Source organism: Halomonas sp. 3D7M (genome assembly GCF_014897885.1).
In the GTDB taxonomy this organism is placed as follows: Bacteria; Pseudomonadota; Gammaproteobacteria; order Pseudomonadales; family Halomonadaceae; genus Vreelandella.
Genome location: NZ_JABUZF010000246.1, coordinates 20,985 through 37,110 on the forward strand (window position 1 = coordinate 20,985; position 16,126 = coordinate 37,110).

Genomic DNA, 16,126 nt, shown 5'->3' on the forward strand with positions numbered 1-16,126 from the left:
TCCATAAACATCCTTGAAGTTGGCATTATTCAGCAGAGAATGCCGCTGAATAGATAGGCCGCTAATAATAATCGATTTCAATTCATTTGTCGGTCTCTGTTCGCCACGCAATGCCCTTGCTAAAGTATCCCAACGACAACTATCTCAACGACGACAAGGAACGATGCATGGCCACTAGCCTACTAACTCAATTAAAAGAGATGACCACGGTTGTCGCTGACACCGGCGACCTTGACGCTATCCGCCGCTTTAAGCCACAAGATGCCACGACCAACCCCTCGCTCATTTTGCAAGCTGCTCAGCAGGAAGAGCGACGTGCACGACTCGCCAGCATTGCTAAAGAAAGCACCAACCTGGAAGACGCAGTAGATCGAGTAGCCGTTGATATCGGCAGCGAAATCAGCGAGTTGGTACCTGGTTACGTGTCAACTGAAGTCAGTGCCCGACTATCGTTTGATCGTGATGCCACCATTGCCAAGGCACACTCGCTGATTGAGCGATACGCTCAGCAGGGCGTGGGTCCAGAGCGTATTTTGATCAAGATGGCATCGACCTGGGAAGGCATCCAAGCCGCTCGCCAACTTGAACGTGACGGCATTCGCACTAACTTAACCCTGCTATTTGGCTTTGCCCAGGCACAGGCCTGTGCAGATGCTGGTGCAACGCTTATTTCACCGTTCGTAGGCCGTATTCTCGATTGGCATAAAGCCAAAGCCCCTGACACAGATTTTAGCGGTGTCAACGACCCAGGCGTGCAGTCTGTTAAGCGCATTTATGACTACTACAAAGGCCATGGCTACTCCACCATCGTCATGGGCGCAAGTTTCAGAAACGTGGGTGAAATTCAGGCGCTCGCTGGCTGTGATCGCTTGACGATATCCCCTGCACTACTCAACGAACTAGACGAACTTCAAGGAGAGTTACCACAACAACTCATTCCCAAAGCAGCCAGCAGCGCACCGAGTGAAGCGTTAGCGCAGGCAGATTTCCGCTGGGCAATGAACGAAGATGAAATGGCGACGGACAAACTGGCAGAAGGTATTCGCAAGTTTATGGCTGACCAGCGCAAACTCGAAGAATTGCTAAGTAAGCTTCGCAGCAGCTAATTCGATTGCTGACTCCGCTGCATCGCTAACACAGCTATAGGCGGCAGCAAAAGTCAAAAGGCCCTCCAGGATGTTTATCTCAGGAGGGCCTTCTTATTTAGTATGCTCTTGAAACCTACATACAGATGAAGTGCGCTGCTAGTGGGCCGTCGAATTTTGCGCTTCGAGCATTTCCACAAGCGGTTGAAACTGTTCGCGGTTGTGCTCGTTCATATGCATCAGAATTCGATGGGCCTCTAAAATACGTTCACGCAGCCCCTCTTCGTCAGCGGGTTCAGCAGGCAAGTCTTCTAGGGCCGATGTTAGTTTCGACGCTTGTTGCAATGGGGCTTCCATCAGCGTAAAAAAACGTGCAAAACCCATTACATCCAGCATTTTCCGTACATCTGGGTTATCAGCAATGATGGTGGGTGGGTGCTCTAAGCGCCCTTTTACCGCCATAGCAACTTTGGCCAGAAAACCCAGCGCCGTCGAATCAACATTCGTCGCTTCGCGCAGGTCGATCATTACCGCCGTTAGCCCAGGCGTTTCAGCTAGGCGCTGAGCCTGAGAATCAAGCGTAGCGCACAACGTCAAGCGCACGTCGCCGCATAATTTTAAAACAAAAACACCGGAGTCGAACGCCGCTTTAATGCGGCCTTCTTCAATCAGCATGACCAAATCCGCTCACCATCATGATTGTCAGGTCATCGGGTAAAGCATCGCGGTCCTGGTTCGCCTCACTGTCCGCATCACCTTCTATAAGAAGAGAGTTGGTGTTGGCTAGCCGGTCGCGCAACTGCTCAAGCGTGACACTTTCACTTACTAATTGCTCAAGTTCCTTGAGCCGCGTGTCGAGTGTCTTACCCGGCAAGCATTCCAATACACCGTCTGAACACAGCCATAAATGAAAATCGGCCGGTAAAGCACAGCTGAGCGAAGGATACTCTACATCTGGAAAAAGACCTACTGGCATTCCCTCTCCTGCCAGACGTACTAGCTTACCACCAGACACTAGCAATGGCATAGGAAGCTGTGCACCGAGCGAATAGTGAAGCGTCCGCTCCTGATGGTCAATGACACCAACAAACAAGGTCGCGTGTTTGCCAATATCAGTATCCTGCAACTCTCTGTTTAATGCCGCCAACCAGTTAGGGGCCAACTGTTCTGGCGATTGGCCATCCCACTCATTAAGCCATCGATTGCATAGATACTTGAGCAGTACGGTAACAAACGCAGAGGACGCCCCATGCCCAGACACATCGGCAAAATAGAACGCGCTATAGCGATCGTTATAGCGCTGATAGTCAAGGAAGTCTCCCGACAAATACAGCGAAGGTGCAAACCAGTAATCGTAGTACACACCATTGATGATTTTGGGATGAATAGGCAATAAACGGCGCTGAATATGACCACCGCTCTGTTGATCCATACGCAGCAAGGCTAAATGCGTTTCCAGGCTTTCGTTTAATTCGGCCAGACGCTCTCGGTCTCGGTCTCGCTCCTGAGCCAATGTATGAAGCTCAATGGCTTTGCGAATCATCCGGCGCAACAGTTCTGCGTGGCGTAGTGGATGAACAATATAGTCAACTAAACCAACATCGACTGCCTTAATCAGGTCCGCGTCCTGACGAGAATCACTGACGACCAAGGTAGGCAAACGATGTGTCAGCTGCGACCACTGCTGGCGCGGCACTGCCCTTGCATGAGCAACGATAAGCGCTGTGTCGGCAGGCAAATTATCAATATTATCTGCTGCAAATACCCACAAGCCATCGCACGTAATCGCTTCTGCTAGCGCGTCACGCTCTTGCCCTGGCTCATCGATCACCGCGATCAACTGCTTGGAATGATCCATATTAAGCCTCAATCGGCGAAATCGTCGTCACCAAAATCGGTATCGTCGAATTCAAAATCGTCCATAGCAAACGGGTCATCCCCAAGCTCACCATCATTAATCTCAAACTGACGGCGTTGTAAGAAGGCATCACGAACAAAGCGGTAACGGTCGCCACTAATCAAGTCTTCTTGATCAAGTAGCCCTGCGCGAATATGAATAATATCCAGTGCCGCTAAACCATCCCTTAGCGCATGGTCATCCAGATAAGTAAGCGGATGAGCTGCAATATCAAAAGGTAGCCCAGTGGTATCCCTAAGTGTTCTAGGACCGAGCAGCGGTAGCACTAAATAGCGCGAGTCATCCCACCCCCACACCGCCAGCGTTTGTCCGAAATCTTCCTTATCAGCATTGATTTCCATCAACGTAGCGTAATCCAACAGCCCGCCGATACCCACCGTCGAGTTGATTAAAAAGCGCGAAGTAGCAAGCCCTGCATTAGCGGGCTTACCTTGGAGTAAACTATTTAACGCGGTACGCACGTCGCTAAGGTTAGCGAAAAAGTTACCTACCCCAGTTTGCACGGGATCGGGGGTAACCGTCTGGTACCCTTTAGCGATTGGCTTTAACGTGTAACGGTCTAGCACGTCATTAAAAGCAAACACGCGACGGTTAAACCCTTCCCAAGGATCTTCAGGGTGGACTTGCTCGCCAACATTCCCCCCTGAACTAGCACACCCACTCATGCTTAATACGGCTAGCAGCAAGACAGGCAATCCCTTGTAGCACAAACTAAACGCGCTTTTTGGCTTTGCTAACAACCCAAGCATGGTAGCTCCTTTCTCAACATGTGTGGCGTGCGGCTCGCCGCATTTCACGCCTGGAAATAATTAACCAAAAGCACTGTTATTGACGACGTATAACAACACTACCGGCGCTGTAACCTGCGCCAAACGAACAAATCACACCAATATCACCACTTTCTAACTGTTCACGATGCAGGTGAAAGGCAATAATCGATCCCGCTGAGCTGGTATTAGCATAGCGATCAAGAATAATGGGCGCTTGCGTTTTACTAGGCTCCACACCTAGCACTTTTCGCGCAATCAGGTCATTCATATGCTGATTAGCCTGATGCAGCCACATGCGCTTCAAGTCGCTTCCAGAAAGCTCTAGAGAGGCTAAATGGCTCGAAATCAGTTGAGCAACCATGGGGCACACTTCTCGGAACACCCGCCGCCCTTCTTGTACAAATAATTTGTCCAGCGCCAACGGATCACTGTCGGTGACGCGATTTAGGAAGCCTGCGTTATTACGAATCGCATTAGAGAACTTCGTCACTAGACGCGTACCTAATATTTCATACTGCTCATCAGACACAGCGCAATCACTGCTTTCCAGTACCATTGCTGTACAAGCATCGCCAAAAATAAAGTGGCTATCGCGATCTGTAAAGTTGAGATGTGCCGAACAGATCTCAGGGTTTACAATGAGAGCCCGCTTTACGCTACCAGATGCAATCGCATTGGCCGCTGTTTCAAGCGCAAATGTGGCTGAACTACAGGCTACATTCATATCGAAACCGTAACCGCTGGTGCCTAACGCCCGCTGAACTTCGACAGCCACAGCTGGATAGGCACGTTCTAGGTTCGAACACGCCACGATGACAAGCTCGATGTCAGCGGCATCAACGTTAGCGGCTGCCAATGCTTGTTGTGCCGCCTGGGTAGCCATATCGCACTGAATAGACGGTTCATCATTGCTGCGCTGTGGCAGTTTAGGCCGCATTCGCGCTGGGTCAAGAATTCCTGAGGCATCCAACACATAACGACTTTTAATGCCAGATGCCTTTTCAATAAACTCGCTACTGGAGTGTGACAACGGCTCTCGTTCACCACGTGAGATCGCATCAGCATGCCGAGCATTTTGGCTGTCTACCCACGCGTTAAATGCTTTCACCAACGACGCGTTATCAATGGCGTGTTCCGGCGTGTAAAGTCCTGTACCGGTAATCACCACATGTGTCATGCCTTTCTCCTTTTAGCGGCTTACTGAGAGTCGCTGGCTGTCAATCGATGTTGTCATCTGGGTGCATTGGCTTAACGACGTAAGCCTATTATCGTATTACGACAAGCGTTAAACGCTAACAAGCTCTTCCCAACGCTTTTCTAGGCGCTTTACAGAAACGGGCATTTTAGTACCCAGCTGCTGGGCAAACAGAGACACCCGGAGCTCCTGAATCCACCAACCAAATGCCACTAACTCTGGGTCTTCCGCGTCGCCTCTGCGCTCACTTTTACGGCGCGCGTCAAAACGCGTTTCCAATGCTTGGACATCGTGCATTAGCATTTGGTCGCGCCCTCGCTCGCGCGCGGCTTTTTCCAGCCGGATTAACGCAGCCTCTGTATAACGAGGATACTCCGTTAACCACTCTCCTGCATCGCGAATGAAACCGGGGTAAACCAATCGCTTCATCTGCGCGCTGACATCACTGTAAACAAGCGCCAACGCAAAATTGAGCTTCCCTTTTAAAATTTTGGTCACTGCCAAGTGCCCTTTCAGCGCCGCCTCAACATGCGTTAACAGTGTTTGTGCATGCGCTAACAAGCTTTCTTCAGATGTTTGCAAGCGCTGCTTAAGGGCTTGCTCCGAACGTGGCAGAGGATGCGCAGCCACTACTTGAGTAAACACCGCCAGTAAAAGATCATCAACCAGCTCATTTTTGGTCCCAACCTTCGCAAACAGCAACGCGCATTTTTCCACCCCCGGCAAACGCTTAATCGCTTTCATCTGATCCGGCTGTTGTGAGATCGCCAAACGCGCCACACCCATTTGATGCGCTGCCGCTGCCTTGGCGGGATGATCGAAAAGTGCCACTTTGAAGCGTGCATCTTCTGCTACCAGTGCCGGGTAGGCCTCAACACGAATACCCGCCTGAGTCGTCACCCGAGACTCGGGAAGCGGCTCACTAGGTAGACCTTCAAGCGCCGGAGCCTGATTAGCCTGCTCCGCTAACGCCTGAGCCCCCCTGCTGGCGGCTTCTTCAAAGCGCCTTTCCAGGGCACGTACGTCACGCCCCTGGCCCAGCGTTTTACCAGCGTGATCAACAACGCGCACGTTCATGATTAAATGTGGTGCTAGCAGGTCAAGCCGCCAGTCATCTGGGTGTACACGAGTACCCGTTCGCCGCCGAATAAACTCGCCAAGCGCCTCGGTCAGTGGGCGGTTATCAGGCACGAGCATTTCCAGCGCCGCATCGACCCAGTCAGGAATGGGGACCACTTGACGACGAATGCTTTTCGGCAGTGATTTAAGTAGCGCAATACACTTTTCGCGCAGCAACCCCGGCACTAACCACTCAAGCGCGTGCACGGGCAACTGAGGCAACATAGCGGCAGGCACTGTTAGCGTAACGCCATCATCTTCTGCATCAGGATCAAAGTGATAGCTAACCGGATAGGCAACCCCTGCTAACGTTAGGTGGTCAGGGTACTGCGCCTGAGTCACGTCGTTGGCATCCCGTGTTTTAAGTGCCTCAATATCGAATTTTAATAAGTCAGGAGACTCACGCTCTACCTGCTTGCGCCAGTGCTCAAATCCTTTGCCATTAACGATATCGTGAGGGAGCCGTTCATCATAAAAAGCAAACAACGTCTCTTCATCGACCAGAATATCGCGCCGACGTGCACGATCTTCGAGTGCCTCGACTTCTTCAATCAACGCTCGGTTATGGGCAAAAAACTCACCCTTAGTCTGAAATTCGCCTTCCACTAGCGCACGACGAATAAACAGCTCACGGGACTCTTGGGGAGCAATAGGGCCATAATGCACGCGGCGACGGGCAACGATAGGCAGACCAAACAGGGTTACTTGCTCGAACGCAACTACCTGGGCACGTTTCATTTCCCAGTGCGGCTCGCTATAGCTGCTTTTTATCAAGTGCTGCGCTTGAGGCTCAATCCACTGAGGGTCAATTTTCGCCACTGTACGGGCGAACAATTTCGTGGTTTCAATCAGCTCAAACGCCATTACCCACTTCGGCGTTTTTTTCGCCAGCCCTGAACCGGGGTGAATCATAAACTTACGATTACGCGCACCGAGATATTCACGATTTTCCAGCAGTGTTCCCAGGTTAGAAAGCAGCCCAGATAACAGCGCTTGGTGCAGTTTTCCTGACGTTTTACGACGCGCTTGCTTGGCCTGCTCTTCGCTTTCGTCTTCATCTCTGGGCAGCGGTGCGGGCACGTCGATGTCCATATCGCGCAGCAGCTGACGCAATTGACGGAACGTGTCATGCCATTCGCGCATGCGCAGATAGTTAATATAGTGCTCGCGACACCAGCGACGTAGTTGGTTGCCTGAGAGAGCCTCGCGGGCATTTTCGATGCCATGCCATAAGTTTAACAACGCAACAAAATCAGAATCGGGATCATGCCAGCGCTGGTGCGCTTGATCCGCCGCTTGGCGTTTGTCAGCAGGCCGATCTCTAGGGTCTTGTATCGCCAGAGCCGATACCACAATCAACACATCCCGAAGGCTGCCTCGTTCGGCACCTGCCAGCACCATGCGCGCTAGGCGTGGGTCGATGGGTAGCTTAGCGAGCTTGCGGCCCAGCGGGGTCAGGCGCTGCTGGTCGTCTACCGCCCCCAGCTCAAACAGCAAACGAAAGCCATCTTTTACGAATCGGCTATCGGGCGGGTCGACAAAGGGAAAAGCTTCAATACTGCCAAGCTTCAGCGCCAGCATGGAAAGAATGACCGACGCTAAATTGGTGCGCTGAATTTCTGGATCGGTAAACGCTGGCCGCGACAGGAAGTCTTCTTCATCATAAAGACGAATACACACCCCTTCCGCTACACGGCCACAGCGGCCTTTACGCTGATTGGCGCTGGCCTGGCTAATCGGCTCAATCGGTAGCCGCTGTATTTTCGCCCGATAGCTGTAGCGGCTGATACGCACCAAGCCAGGGTCAATAACGTAGCGAATACCCGGTACCGTGAGCGAGGTTTCAGCAACGTTAGTCGCCAGCACAATTCGCCGCCCTTTGTGAGAAGCGAAGACACGATTTTGCTCTTCGTTGGAAAGCCGAGCATAGAGCGGCAATATCTCGGTGCCGGTTAGGTCAGCCCGCCGCAGCGTATCGGCTGTCTCACGAATCTCCCGCTCCCCGGGTAAAAACACCAGCACATCGCGTGGACCATGCAGCCAGCCCTTCTCACGCTCGATGGTTTCGATTTCGCGCACGGCGTGCAAAATGCCTTCTTGCAGTGTCCGGTCATCCTCATCCTCTTCGCTACGCGCCAGCGGGCGGTAATGCACATCGACGGGAAAAGTGCGGCCAGAGACTTCAACCACCGGCGCAGGCGCGTTGGCACTGCCGAAGTGGGCAGCAAAACGATCTACATCAATGGTGGCTGAGGTAATAATAACTTTTAGATCAGGACGTTTCGGCAGCAGGCGCTTTAAATAACCCAGCAAAAAGTCGATGTTAAGGCTGCGCTCGTGCGCCTCATCAATAATCAGCGTGTCGTAACGCAGCAGCAAAGGATCGTGCTGGGTTTCTGCCAGCAGGATACCGTCCGTCATCAGCTTTACGAGCGTATTTGGGGAGCTTTGATCATTGAAGCGTACTTGGTAGCCGACCTGCTCACCCAGCGGCACGCTCATCTCTTCCGCTAATCGCCCAGCAACGCTACGCGCTGCCAGTCGGCGTGGCTGGGTATGCCCAATCACCCCTTTACGCCCACGGCCAAGCTCTAAACAAATTTTAGGCAGCTGAGTGGTTTTACCCGACCCTGTCTCCCCCGCCACGACCACTACCTGATGGTCGCGGATAGCGTTTAGGATATCCTCTCGTCGTTCTACTACAGGCAACTCGGCAGGATAATCCAGCGCCACCTTCAGTGCTTCACGGTTAGCAAGCAGGCGCTTAGCTTTTTCCAGGTCGCGCTGAACTTGCTGGACACCGTGGTCAATCGGTTTTCTGTCTCGTTGACGCCGCTTAAGGCCTGCCACACGACGCGCTAGCTGCTGTGCATCACGCAGCATAACGTGCCTTATCTCCTCATCTAATACGGTGAGTGGATAAGCGTTCTGGGCGTCAGCATGGGAAGTTTGCGTGTCGGTGGTCACGTTAGGCTCGGTTTCCATCTCAGAATAAAATCGGCCCACTGCATGAGTGGGCCGACTATTGTAACGCCTTCGATAACAGGACGCCTAACAGCCACCTAATAGCGAACTCATTAAGCGCTTAAGCGTTGCTTGTTTCCTGATCGCGGAGCTGTCGACGCAACACCTTGCCAACGTTGGTTTTGGGAAGCTCATCACGGAACTCTACGTACTTCGGAACTTTGTAGCCGGTTAGCTCTTTTTTGCACCACTTGCGCAGCGTCTCAGCGTCTAACTCACTGTTTTTGGAAACAACGAATAGCTTGATGGCTTCTCCAGCACCTTCATCGGGCACACCCACTGCTGCAGACTCCAACACATCTGGATGCGCTGCCACGACATCTTCTATTTCATTTGGGTAGACATTAAAGCCAGATACTAAAATCATATCTTTTTTACGATCAACGATCTTGATGTAGCCATCATCTTGCAACACGGCAATATCGCCCGTGTGGAACCAGCCGTTTTCATCAATAGAATTGCGGGTTTCATCTTCGCGCTGCCAGTAACCTTTCATCACCTGAGGCCCTTGCACGCAAAGCTCACCGGGCTCACCCATGGGAACATCATTGCCGTCTGCATCTATCACTTTCACAGCGGTACCAGCCACTGGCTTACCAATGGTGCCCAGCTGTATAGCGTTTGTAGGGTTAAAGCTAACAATGGGCGATGTTTCCGTTAGCCCGTAGCCCTCTGCAATCGGGCACCCCGTTGTCTCTTCCCAACGCTGAGCCGCCGCTTTAGTCAGTGCCATACCGCCGGAAATGGTCAGCTTTAGCTTTGAAAAATCGAGCTGCTTAAAATCATCTCGGTTACACAGCGCATTAAACAGCGTGTTCAGACCAATAAACCCGGTAAACGGCAAGCCTTTAAGCTCTTTGACAAAGCTAGCTAAGTCACGAGGATTAGTAATCAATAGCGAGTGGTTGCCTGTTTCCATCAGGAATAAACAGTTAACGGTAAACGTATAGATGTGATAAACCGGCAATGGCGCAATTACCAGCTCTTCGCCATCGGTCAAGTGTTCACCGATAGCAGCACGCGCCTGAAGCATATTGGCAACTAGGTTCTGGTGGGTCAGCATCGCGCCTTTAGGCATACCGGTGGTGCCACCGGTGTATTGCAGTGCAGCCACATCATCCATGGTGCGTTGCACCTCAGTATGATGTAACGACGCGCCTTTTTTCAGTGCATCGCGGAAGCCAACAGCGTTGGGTAGCGAGTAGGCAGGCACCATCTTTTTAACGTGCTTAACAACGGCGTTAATTAGCCAACGCTTCGGCACATCGTGCATATCGGCAAGCTGGGTAACCAAGACGTGTTGGATATCCGTTTTATCCAGCACTTTCTCAAGCTTATCCGCCATATTGGCCAAAATCACAATGGCTTTGGCATTTGAGTCTTTGAACTGGTGCGCCATCTCCCGCTCGGTGTAAAGCGGATTGGTATTAACGACCACGAGCCCCGCCCTTAGTGCACCAAACACCGCCACGGGAAACTGCAGCACGTTAGGCAACTGAATGGCGATCCGGTCTCCAGGAACCAAGTCGGTTTCATGCTGCAACCAAGCTGCAAAATTGGCAGACAGACGATCAAGATCGGCAAACGTTAGGGTTTTGCCCATGCAGCTAAATGCCGGCTTGTTGGCAAAACGTTTAACCGCTGAATGAAAGACATCCGTGACTGAGTTGTACTGATCCAAGCCTTCAAGCACTGGGCCACGTAGTACGTGGGCATTGGCGTGTTCGCTCATGGGCAATCTCCGCTATCCGTGTCGATATTTGACCGACCTTGTTATTGTGCGTGACTAAGTAGCAAGCCTAAAAGAGCCAACCATATACGACAGGCAGCACGCTGTAAAACGATCGATTGAAACTGGCGTTTCAACTTTAGCTTAAAGCACGGCCCTGTTGCTGTCGCTCACGCTGTGTCGCCACCCTATTTGCTATGACCGTAACGCGCTTTGATCTCTCCCTCGCGCCATACCAATAATTCACCAGGAACCATTCGCTGCCACGCTTCATTTTGGGTAAGTGGCTCTGTAGCAATCACAGAGACAATATCGTTAGGCGTCGTATGCTCGATAAAGTTAACCGTTAACTCTGCATCGGACAGCTCCGCCTCGCCAAAGGGCGCGCGGCGAGTGATATGAGCCAATTTAGTCGAGCAGTAGCTGTATAAGTAAACGCCATCAGATAACAGTAGGTTAAAAACGCCTAGTCCGCGCAACTCTTCACATAGCCCGTGCAAACGCTCCCACAATGATTCAGGAGACGCAGGCGGCGTGGGAAAGCAACGACGCAGTTCGCCCATTAGCCAGCAGAAAGCGTGTTCACTATCTGTGTTACCTACCGGGGTGTACGTACCTAACGGCAACTGCTGCCAATCACTCAACTGACCATTATGGGCGTAGCACCAGGGTCGCCCCCACATTTCACGGGTAAATGGGTGCGTATTTGCCAGCCGTACGCCACCCACATTCGCTTGGCGAATGTGGCTAATCACTACATTGGACTTGATAGGATATTCACAGATTAAGCGGGCTATCGGGGAATTAACCGAGGGGTGAGGATCACGAAACTCGCGGTACCCCCCCTCCTCGTAAAATGCGATGCCCCACCCATCGCGGTGAGGCCCAGTGCCCCCACCGCGGTGTAAAAAGCCGGAAAAGCTGAAACAAATATCGGTAGGAACATTGGCGCTCATGCCTAGTAATTCACACATCGGCTAGCTCCATCATCGCGCCTTGTACTCGCATTAGGTAATCACTGGCTCCCGGCGCCGGGTTGGCTGAGGATCTTCTTCCTGGGACTGATGCTGAGACACATCATCATAAGGTTCTGGCCTACGCCACCACCACAGGGCAATGCCAACACATGCGCCTAAGGCAATGCCTAAAATCAACCACAGCAAACCACCACGTAGTGCACTGGCGCTATGCTCAAGAAAAGCAACCGCAGACACCATGGCAGCCGGTGCCCAACCAGTATAAAACTCACCCTCTTCTACTAACGGTAACTGATACCCTGCAGGTATCCACATCGCTCCCGCCACACACCAGGTAATTACCAAACGCGGTAGGCGAGGCAAGAATGCTAGCGCAAAGTAGACAGCAACCAGCACAACCAGTGAAAGAACGTAATAACTTGACCACAGCAGTGACATTGAGTCTTCAAACAGCATAATACCCCTCATGTGGGTGGAGACACCCGACGTTGATTTCCCGTTATGGTACCTATCAATTTATGAAAGCACAGCCTGATAAGCACGAAGGCTCGCCTGTCACACATTATTATCGCGCTAATTCTCCAGAATGGCACTGGTTAGAAGAGCGTGATGCGCCTGACGTATCGCTTTTTTTAGAAGCCGCGAACCATCAGCATGATGAATGGTTTGCTCCTTTACGGCCGCTTGCTGAAACACTTTATCAAAGCCACTTAGCGCGTCGTGAATTGGCAATAACCAGCCTTAAGACAGCGCTTGACCACTTTACGTTCTGGAGCAATACCGCCGCCGAGGATGATTACCCTTGCTGGTGGCGCCACCCTAACAACCAGCCCGATGCTCACGAGTGCTTTCTTGACGTACGCGAACGTGCCGCCGATCAGCCTTTTTATGACATGGGTGACATGGCACTTTCCCCGAATGAGCAGTGGCTTGCCTGGACGGAAGATACCCAAGGCGACGAGCGCTTTACTCTATGGTTAAAGGCGCTACCCGACGGTAAACCTCAGCAACTACTTAGCGATATTGGCCCTAGCGTATGCTGGGCAGAGGATGAGACAACCAACGGCGCAACGCTGCTATTTACACGCTTTGATGACACTCAGCGCCCGGACTCCATCTGGCGTGTGTGGATACCGTTTTCAACGCCAGAGCGCCTTGCTGAACCAACCTTAGTAATGCGTGAGAACGATCCGGAGTTCTGGATTGGGATTGGCAAAACGCGCTCGAAAGCATGGCTTTTGATTGAAAGCGGTTCGAAAGATACAACAGAAATTCATGCCGTGCTGGCAGATCAGCCCCATGCTCCCCCGATGTGCCTACATGCCCGCCAGGCAGGGGTTGAAGTGAGCATTGATCATCGCCCTGGTACGTTTTATCGCTTACAAAATCTCGCAGGCCCGCATTTTCAGCTCGACTTCACACGCGCTGATCAACAAAGCAACCCTGCTCCCGAGTGGAAGTCGCTGATAGCTCACCGTGAAGACACTACCCTAGAAGGGATCGATGCGTTTGAATGGGGGCTAATCATCGCCGAGCGAAGCCATCGCGATGCCCAGGTTATGTTACGCCGCTTAGTGCTAGATAAAGATCACAACCTCACACTAGATAAGCATATCGAACTACCTGAAACGCCCTGCTCGCAGCTACTAGAAGATTCGCCGCACTTCGATGCAAATACCGTACACCTACGCGAAGAGTCGTTCACTCGCCCTCCCAGTTGGTATGCGCTAAACCTGGATAGCGGTGAACGTACGTTGCTAAAGCAAGTCCCCGTTTACGGTCAACTGCGGCCTGATCAACTAGTCAGCCAGCGCATATGGGCAACTAGCGCTGACGGCGAACGCGTGCCAGTATCCATTGTCATGCGCGCTGACTTAGCCGGCCAACCACTGCCCACGCTGCTGTATGGTTACGGCGCCTATGGTGAAGCGCTTGACCCCTGGTTCTCAATTGCTCGGCTCGAACTACTGGAGCGTGGCGCAGCATTTGCAGTCGCCCACGTACGCGGCGGCGGTGAGCGAGGCGAACCATGGTATCTAAATGGCAAAATGGCTCATAAAGAGAATAGCTTTAACGACTTCTTAGCTGCCCGAGAGGCGCTAGTAAACCAGGGGCTTAGCCAGCCAGAACGGATCGTGGCTTNCCAGCCAGAACGGATCGTGGCTTGCGGGGCAAGCGCAGGCGGTTTGCTAGTCGGCACCTGCGTCAATCGTAAACCTGAGGCATTTTGCGCAGCAGTATTGGAGGTGCCGTTTCTGGATGTGCTCCGCACCATGCAGAACCCAGAGTTACCGCTTACCACCGCCGAATATAGTGAGTGGGGCAATCCTGAAGCCCCAGAAGTCGCCGAGCGTATCGCTGGCTACTCACCTATCGACAACATACGCGCCCAGCACTACCCATCACTATGGATAGAGGGCAACTGGTTTGATACTCGCGTTAGTTACTGGGAGCCTGCCAAGTTTTATGCCCGCGTTACCGAGGCACAGCAAGGCAATGCCCCTGTACTGCTTCACACCGACATGACCAGCGGCCACGGCGGCGCCTCCGGCAGGTTCAAAGCTTGGCGAGATGCGGCTCGCCAAGACGCATTTATCCTGTGGGCGCTCGGGCTAGCCCCTATGGACGCGGCAAAGCAAGCGCAATAGTTGCTTATCAAGAAACAGCCGACAGCTCGAAAATAACATTCAGGCAGCGCCCAGGCGCTGCTTTTTTGTGAACAAACACTTTATGGAAAACATTTCCACAAAGTGTTTTTTACGTCATACTACCTATAAGTTTTATAGACAAACGTCTAGTTCACAAAGTCAGGAGCACACCATGCGCTATCAGGAACAGTTTCCAACAATTTGGGATACCCCGCCAAAGACAACAGAGCCAACCGATCAAGCGGCGACGCGAGAAACCACAGCGAAGCCACAGCCCTCACCGTTTAAAGAAGCGTTTTTAACCATTTGGGATAGCACAAAAAGCAAAACCGCCAGCTAACGTTATTACCGTTAGCCAGCGGTTAGTGAGCATGCCAGGGAGGGCGACTGTTAGGTTTAGGACATCGGCAATACAGCGATAATATGCTCTTCCAAAAGGCGCTCGGGCACGTCATCTTGAGAAACCGCAAAACTTCTTACGCTTACGCCCTTCCGGTGAACGCGCTCAGCATCGTTACTCAGCAGCGGATGCCATCCTGCTAGCTTGCGTCCTTCAGCAACACGCCGATAGCCACATGTGTGCGGCAGCCAGGTAAACTCTTTGACGAGCTCAGGCGTCAGTTGGGTACAGTCGGGTACGCTATCGAAACGATTTTCATAGTCACTGCACTGGCAACTGTGAATGTCCAGCAACCGACAGGCAACGTTAAGCACCGCCAATTCTTGCGTTTCATCGTCGTGGAGCTTCAACAAGCAACACTGGCCGCAGCCATCGCATAGCGCCTCCCACTCTTGGGGCGTTAATTCTTCTAGCGAGTATCTTTCCCAGAAGCGCTCACGCATGGCCGCCACCATCATTGACTCCCTTTACTTTCAACATGTCTGAATAACTCCCACTCTCCGCAGTACCACCACTGCTGGTTAGCGTGGCACGACACTCTTGCCATAACACGGCGAAGTCGGCCGCTAGGCATGGATAGTCTTCGTAAAGCCAAGGCACTAACTCGGCTAAGCGGTTCGGCCCCGATAGCCGCTGACCAATGCCTGCTACTGCACGGCAGGTAAAGTCAAAATCAGCGTAACGGTGCAGCCAGTCATGCTTAATCATCAACGGCATCATGGTAGACAACCGTTGCGGCGCAGGCCAAGCCTGTAACAGCTGATAGCAGCGCTCGATTAACTGGTGCTGCTGCTCTCCCGCCTGCTGACGAGCAAGAAAATGATCCCACACGATATCTAACGCGATACCGGCGTAACGCCGCTGAGCGTGTGGCGCGCGACGCTTTGCTTCTAAAACGTTTGGGTGCCGATCAATCCAGGCATCCACGCGGCGATGATGACGTATGCCGCGAGCAACATCTGGCGACCAAGCCGTTAAGTCTTGCCCCTTCACGCCGTCAGCAATCAGATTTCCGTACAGAAACTCATCACTGCCAGGATGGGCAAGCCAAGCATGGGCAAGAAAGTTCATGGCAAAACGCTCATGGCAGAACGTTCATGGCAAGAAGCTCATAACGCTCATTCGCGGTTAGCCGCCTGAGCGCGATGAACATCCAGCAAATAGGCTTCTTTCGCAGGCGGCATTTGCAGGTAAAAGCCTTGCTCTTGGATTGCATCCATCACATCAGCAGCGTTCACTCGAGCCAGCTTTTTATCGGCAG

At 52.3% G+C, this 16,126-nt stretch carries 14 protein-coding genes; 3 read left to right on the top strand and 11 right to left on the bottom strand.

Going from position 1 to position 16,126, the window contains the following annotated elements:
* Positions 1-167: 167 nt before the first annotated feature.
* Entirely contained in the window at positions 168-1,106 is a 939-nt protein-coding gene (gene tal / locus INT22_RS14385; protein ID WP_193068462.1) for a transaldolase, read from the top strand.
* 138 nt (positions 1,107-1,244) lie between these two features.
* Here the strand turns inward: tal and INT22_RS14390 are convergent, their stop codons facing one another.
* The 8 genes from INT22_RS14390 to INT22_RS14425 form a co-directional block, all read right to left on the bottom strand.
* Complete coding sequence (locus INT22_RS14390) at positions 1,245-1,760, bottom strand: STAS domain-containing protein (protein WP_089037897.1); 516 nt, start codon at positions 1,758-1,760, stop codon at positions 1,245-1,247.
* Complete coding sequence (locus INT22_RS14395; RefSeq protein ID WP_089037896.1) at positions 1,750-2,943, bottom strand: PP2C family protein-serine/threonine phosphatase; 1,194 nt, start codon at positions 2,941-2,943, stop codon at positions 1,750-1,752. Before INT22_RS14395 ends, INT22_RS14390 begins: the two co-directional genes overlap by 11 nt.
* Before the next feature lie 8 nt (positions 2,944-2,951).
* The gene (locus INT22_RS14400) at positions 2,952-3,752 is read right to left on the bottom strand and encodes an MlaA family lipoprotein (RefSeq protein ID WP_193068463.1); all 801 of its coding nucleotides are present in this window, start codon (positions 3,750-3,752) and stop codon (positions 2,952-2,954) included.
* A gap of 76 nt (positions 3,753-3,828) precedes the next feature.
* Positions 3,829-4,950: a beta-ketoacyl-ACP synthase III gene (locus INT22_RS14405; protein WP_193068464.1), complete on the bottom strand. Its 1,122-nt coding sequence runs from the start codon at positions 4,948-4,950 to the stop codon at positions 3,829-3,831.
* 108 nt (positions 4,951-5,058) lie between these two features.
* A complete protein-coding gene (gene hrpA / locus INT22_RS14410; protein WP_193068465.1) occupies positions 5,059-9,072 on the bottom strand; it encodes an ATP-dependent RNA helicase HrpA in 4,014 nt (1,337 codons plus the stop codon).
* Between the two features lie 100 nt (positions 9,073-9,172).
* Positions 9,173-10,843, bottom strand: a complete 1,671-nt coding sequence (locus INT22_RS14415) for an AMP-binding protein (RefSeq protein ID WP_193068466.1) — start codon at positions 10,841-10,843, stop codon at positions 9,173-9,175.
* Between the two features lie 185 nt (positions 10,844-11,028).
* Positions 11,029-11,814 carry a class II glutamine amidotransferase gene (locus INT22_RS14420; RefSeq protein WP_089037892.1) on the bottom strand — a complete coding sequence of 262 codons (786 nt, stop codon included), beginning with the start codon at positions 11,812-11,814 and terminating at the stop codon, positions 11,029-11,031.
* A gap of 33 nt (positions 11,815-11,847) precedes the next feature.
* Positions 11,848-12,273 carry a hypothetical protein gene (locus INT22_RS14425; RefSeq protein ID WP_193059278.1) on the bottom strand — a complete coding sequence of 142 codons (426 nt, stop codon included), beginning with the start codon at positions 12,271-12,273 and terminating at the stop codon, positions 11,848-11,850.
* Between the two features lie 62 nt (positions 12,274-12,335).
* Here INT22_RS14425 and INT22_RS14430 point away from each other — a divergent pair, with 62 nt between their 5' ends.
* Both INT22_RS14430 and INT22_RS14435 read left to right on the top strand, forming a co-directional pair.
* Positions 12,336-14,465: a S9 family peptidase gene (locus INT22_RS14430; protein ID WP_193068467.1), complete on the top strand. Its 2,130-nt coding sequence runs from the start codon at positions 12,336-12,338 to the stop codon at positions 14,463-14,465.
* Between the two features lie 172 nt (positions 14,466-14,637).
* Positions 14,638-14,805 (top strand): hypothetical protein, encoded by a 168-nt coding sequence (locus INT22_RS14435; protein WP_193059276.1) that lies wholly within the window; start codon positions 14,638-14,640, stop codon positions 14,803-14,805.
* 56 nt (positions 14,806-14,861) lie between these two features.
* Here the strand turns inward: INT22_RS14435 and INT22_RS14440 are convergent, their stop codons facing one another.
* The 3 genes from INT22_RS14440 to INT22_RS21115 form a co-directional block, all read right to left on the bottom strand.
* Positions 14,862-15,320: a YcgN family cysteine cluster protein gene (locus INT22_RS14440; protein WP_038482916.1), complete on the bottom strand. Its 459-nt coding sequence runs from the start codon at positions 15,318-15,320 to the stop codon at positions 14,862-14,864.
* The gene (locus INT22_RS14445) at positions 15,301-15,936 is read right to left on the bottom strand and encodes an acyl carrier protein phosphodiesterase (protein WP_226912760.1); all 636 of its coding nucleotides are present in this window, start codon (positions 15,934-15,936) and stop codon (positions 15,301-15,303) included. The genes INT22_RS14440 and INT22_RS14445 overlap by 20 nt, the downstream gene beginning before the upstream one ends.
* Positions 15,937-15,983: 47 nt before the next feature.
* The coding region (locus INT22_RS21115; RefSeq protein ID WP_226912762.1) for a YcgL domain-containing protein at positions 15,984-16,126 on the bottom strand (143 nt) is incomplete at its 5' end.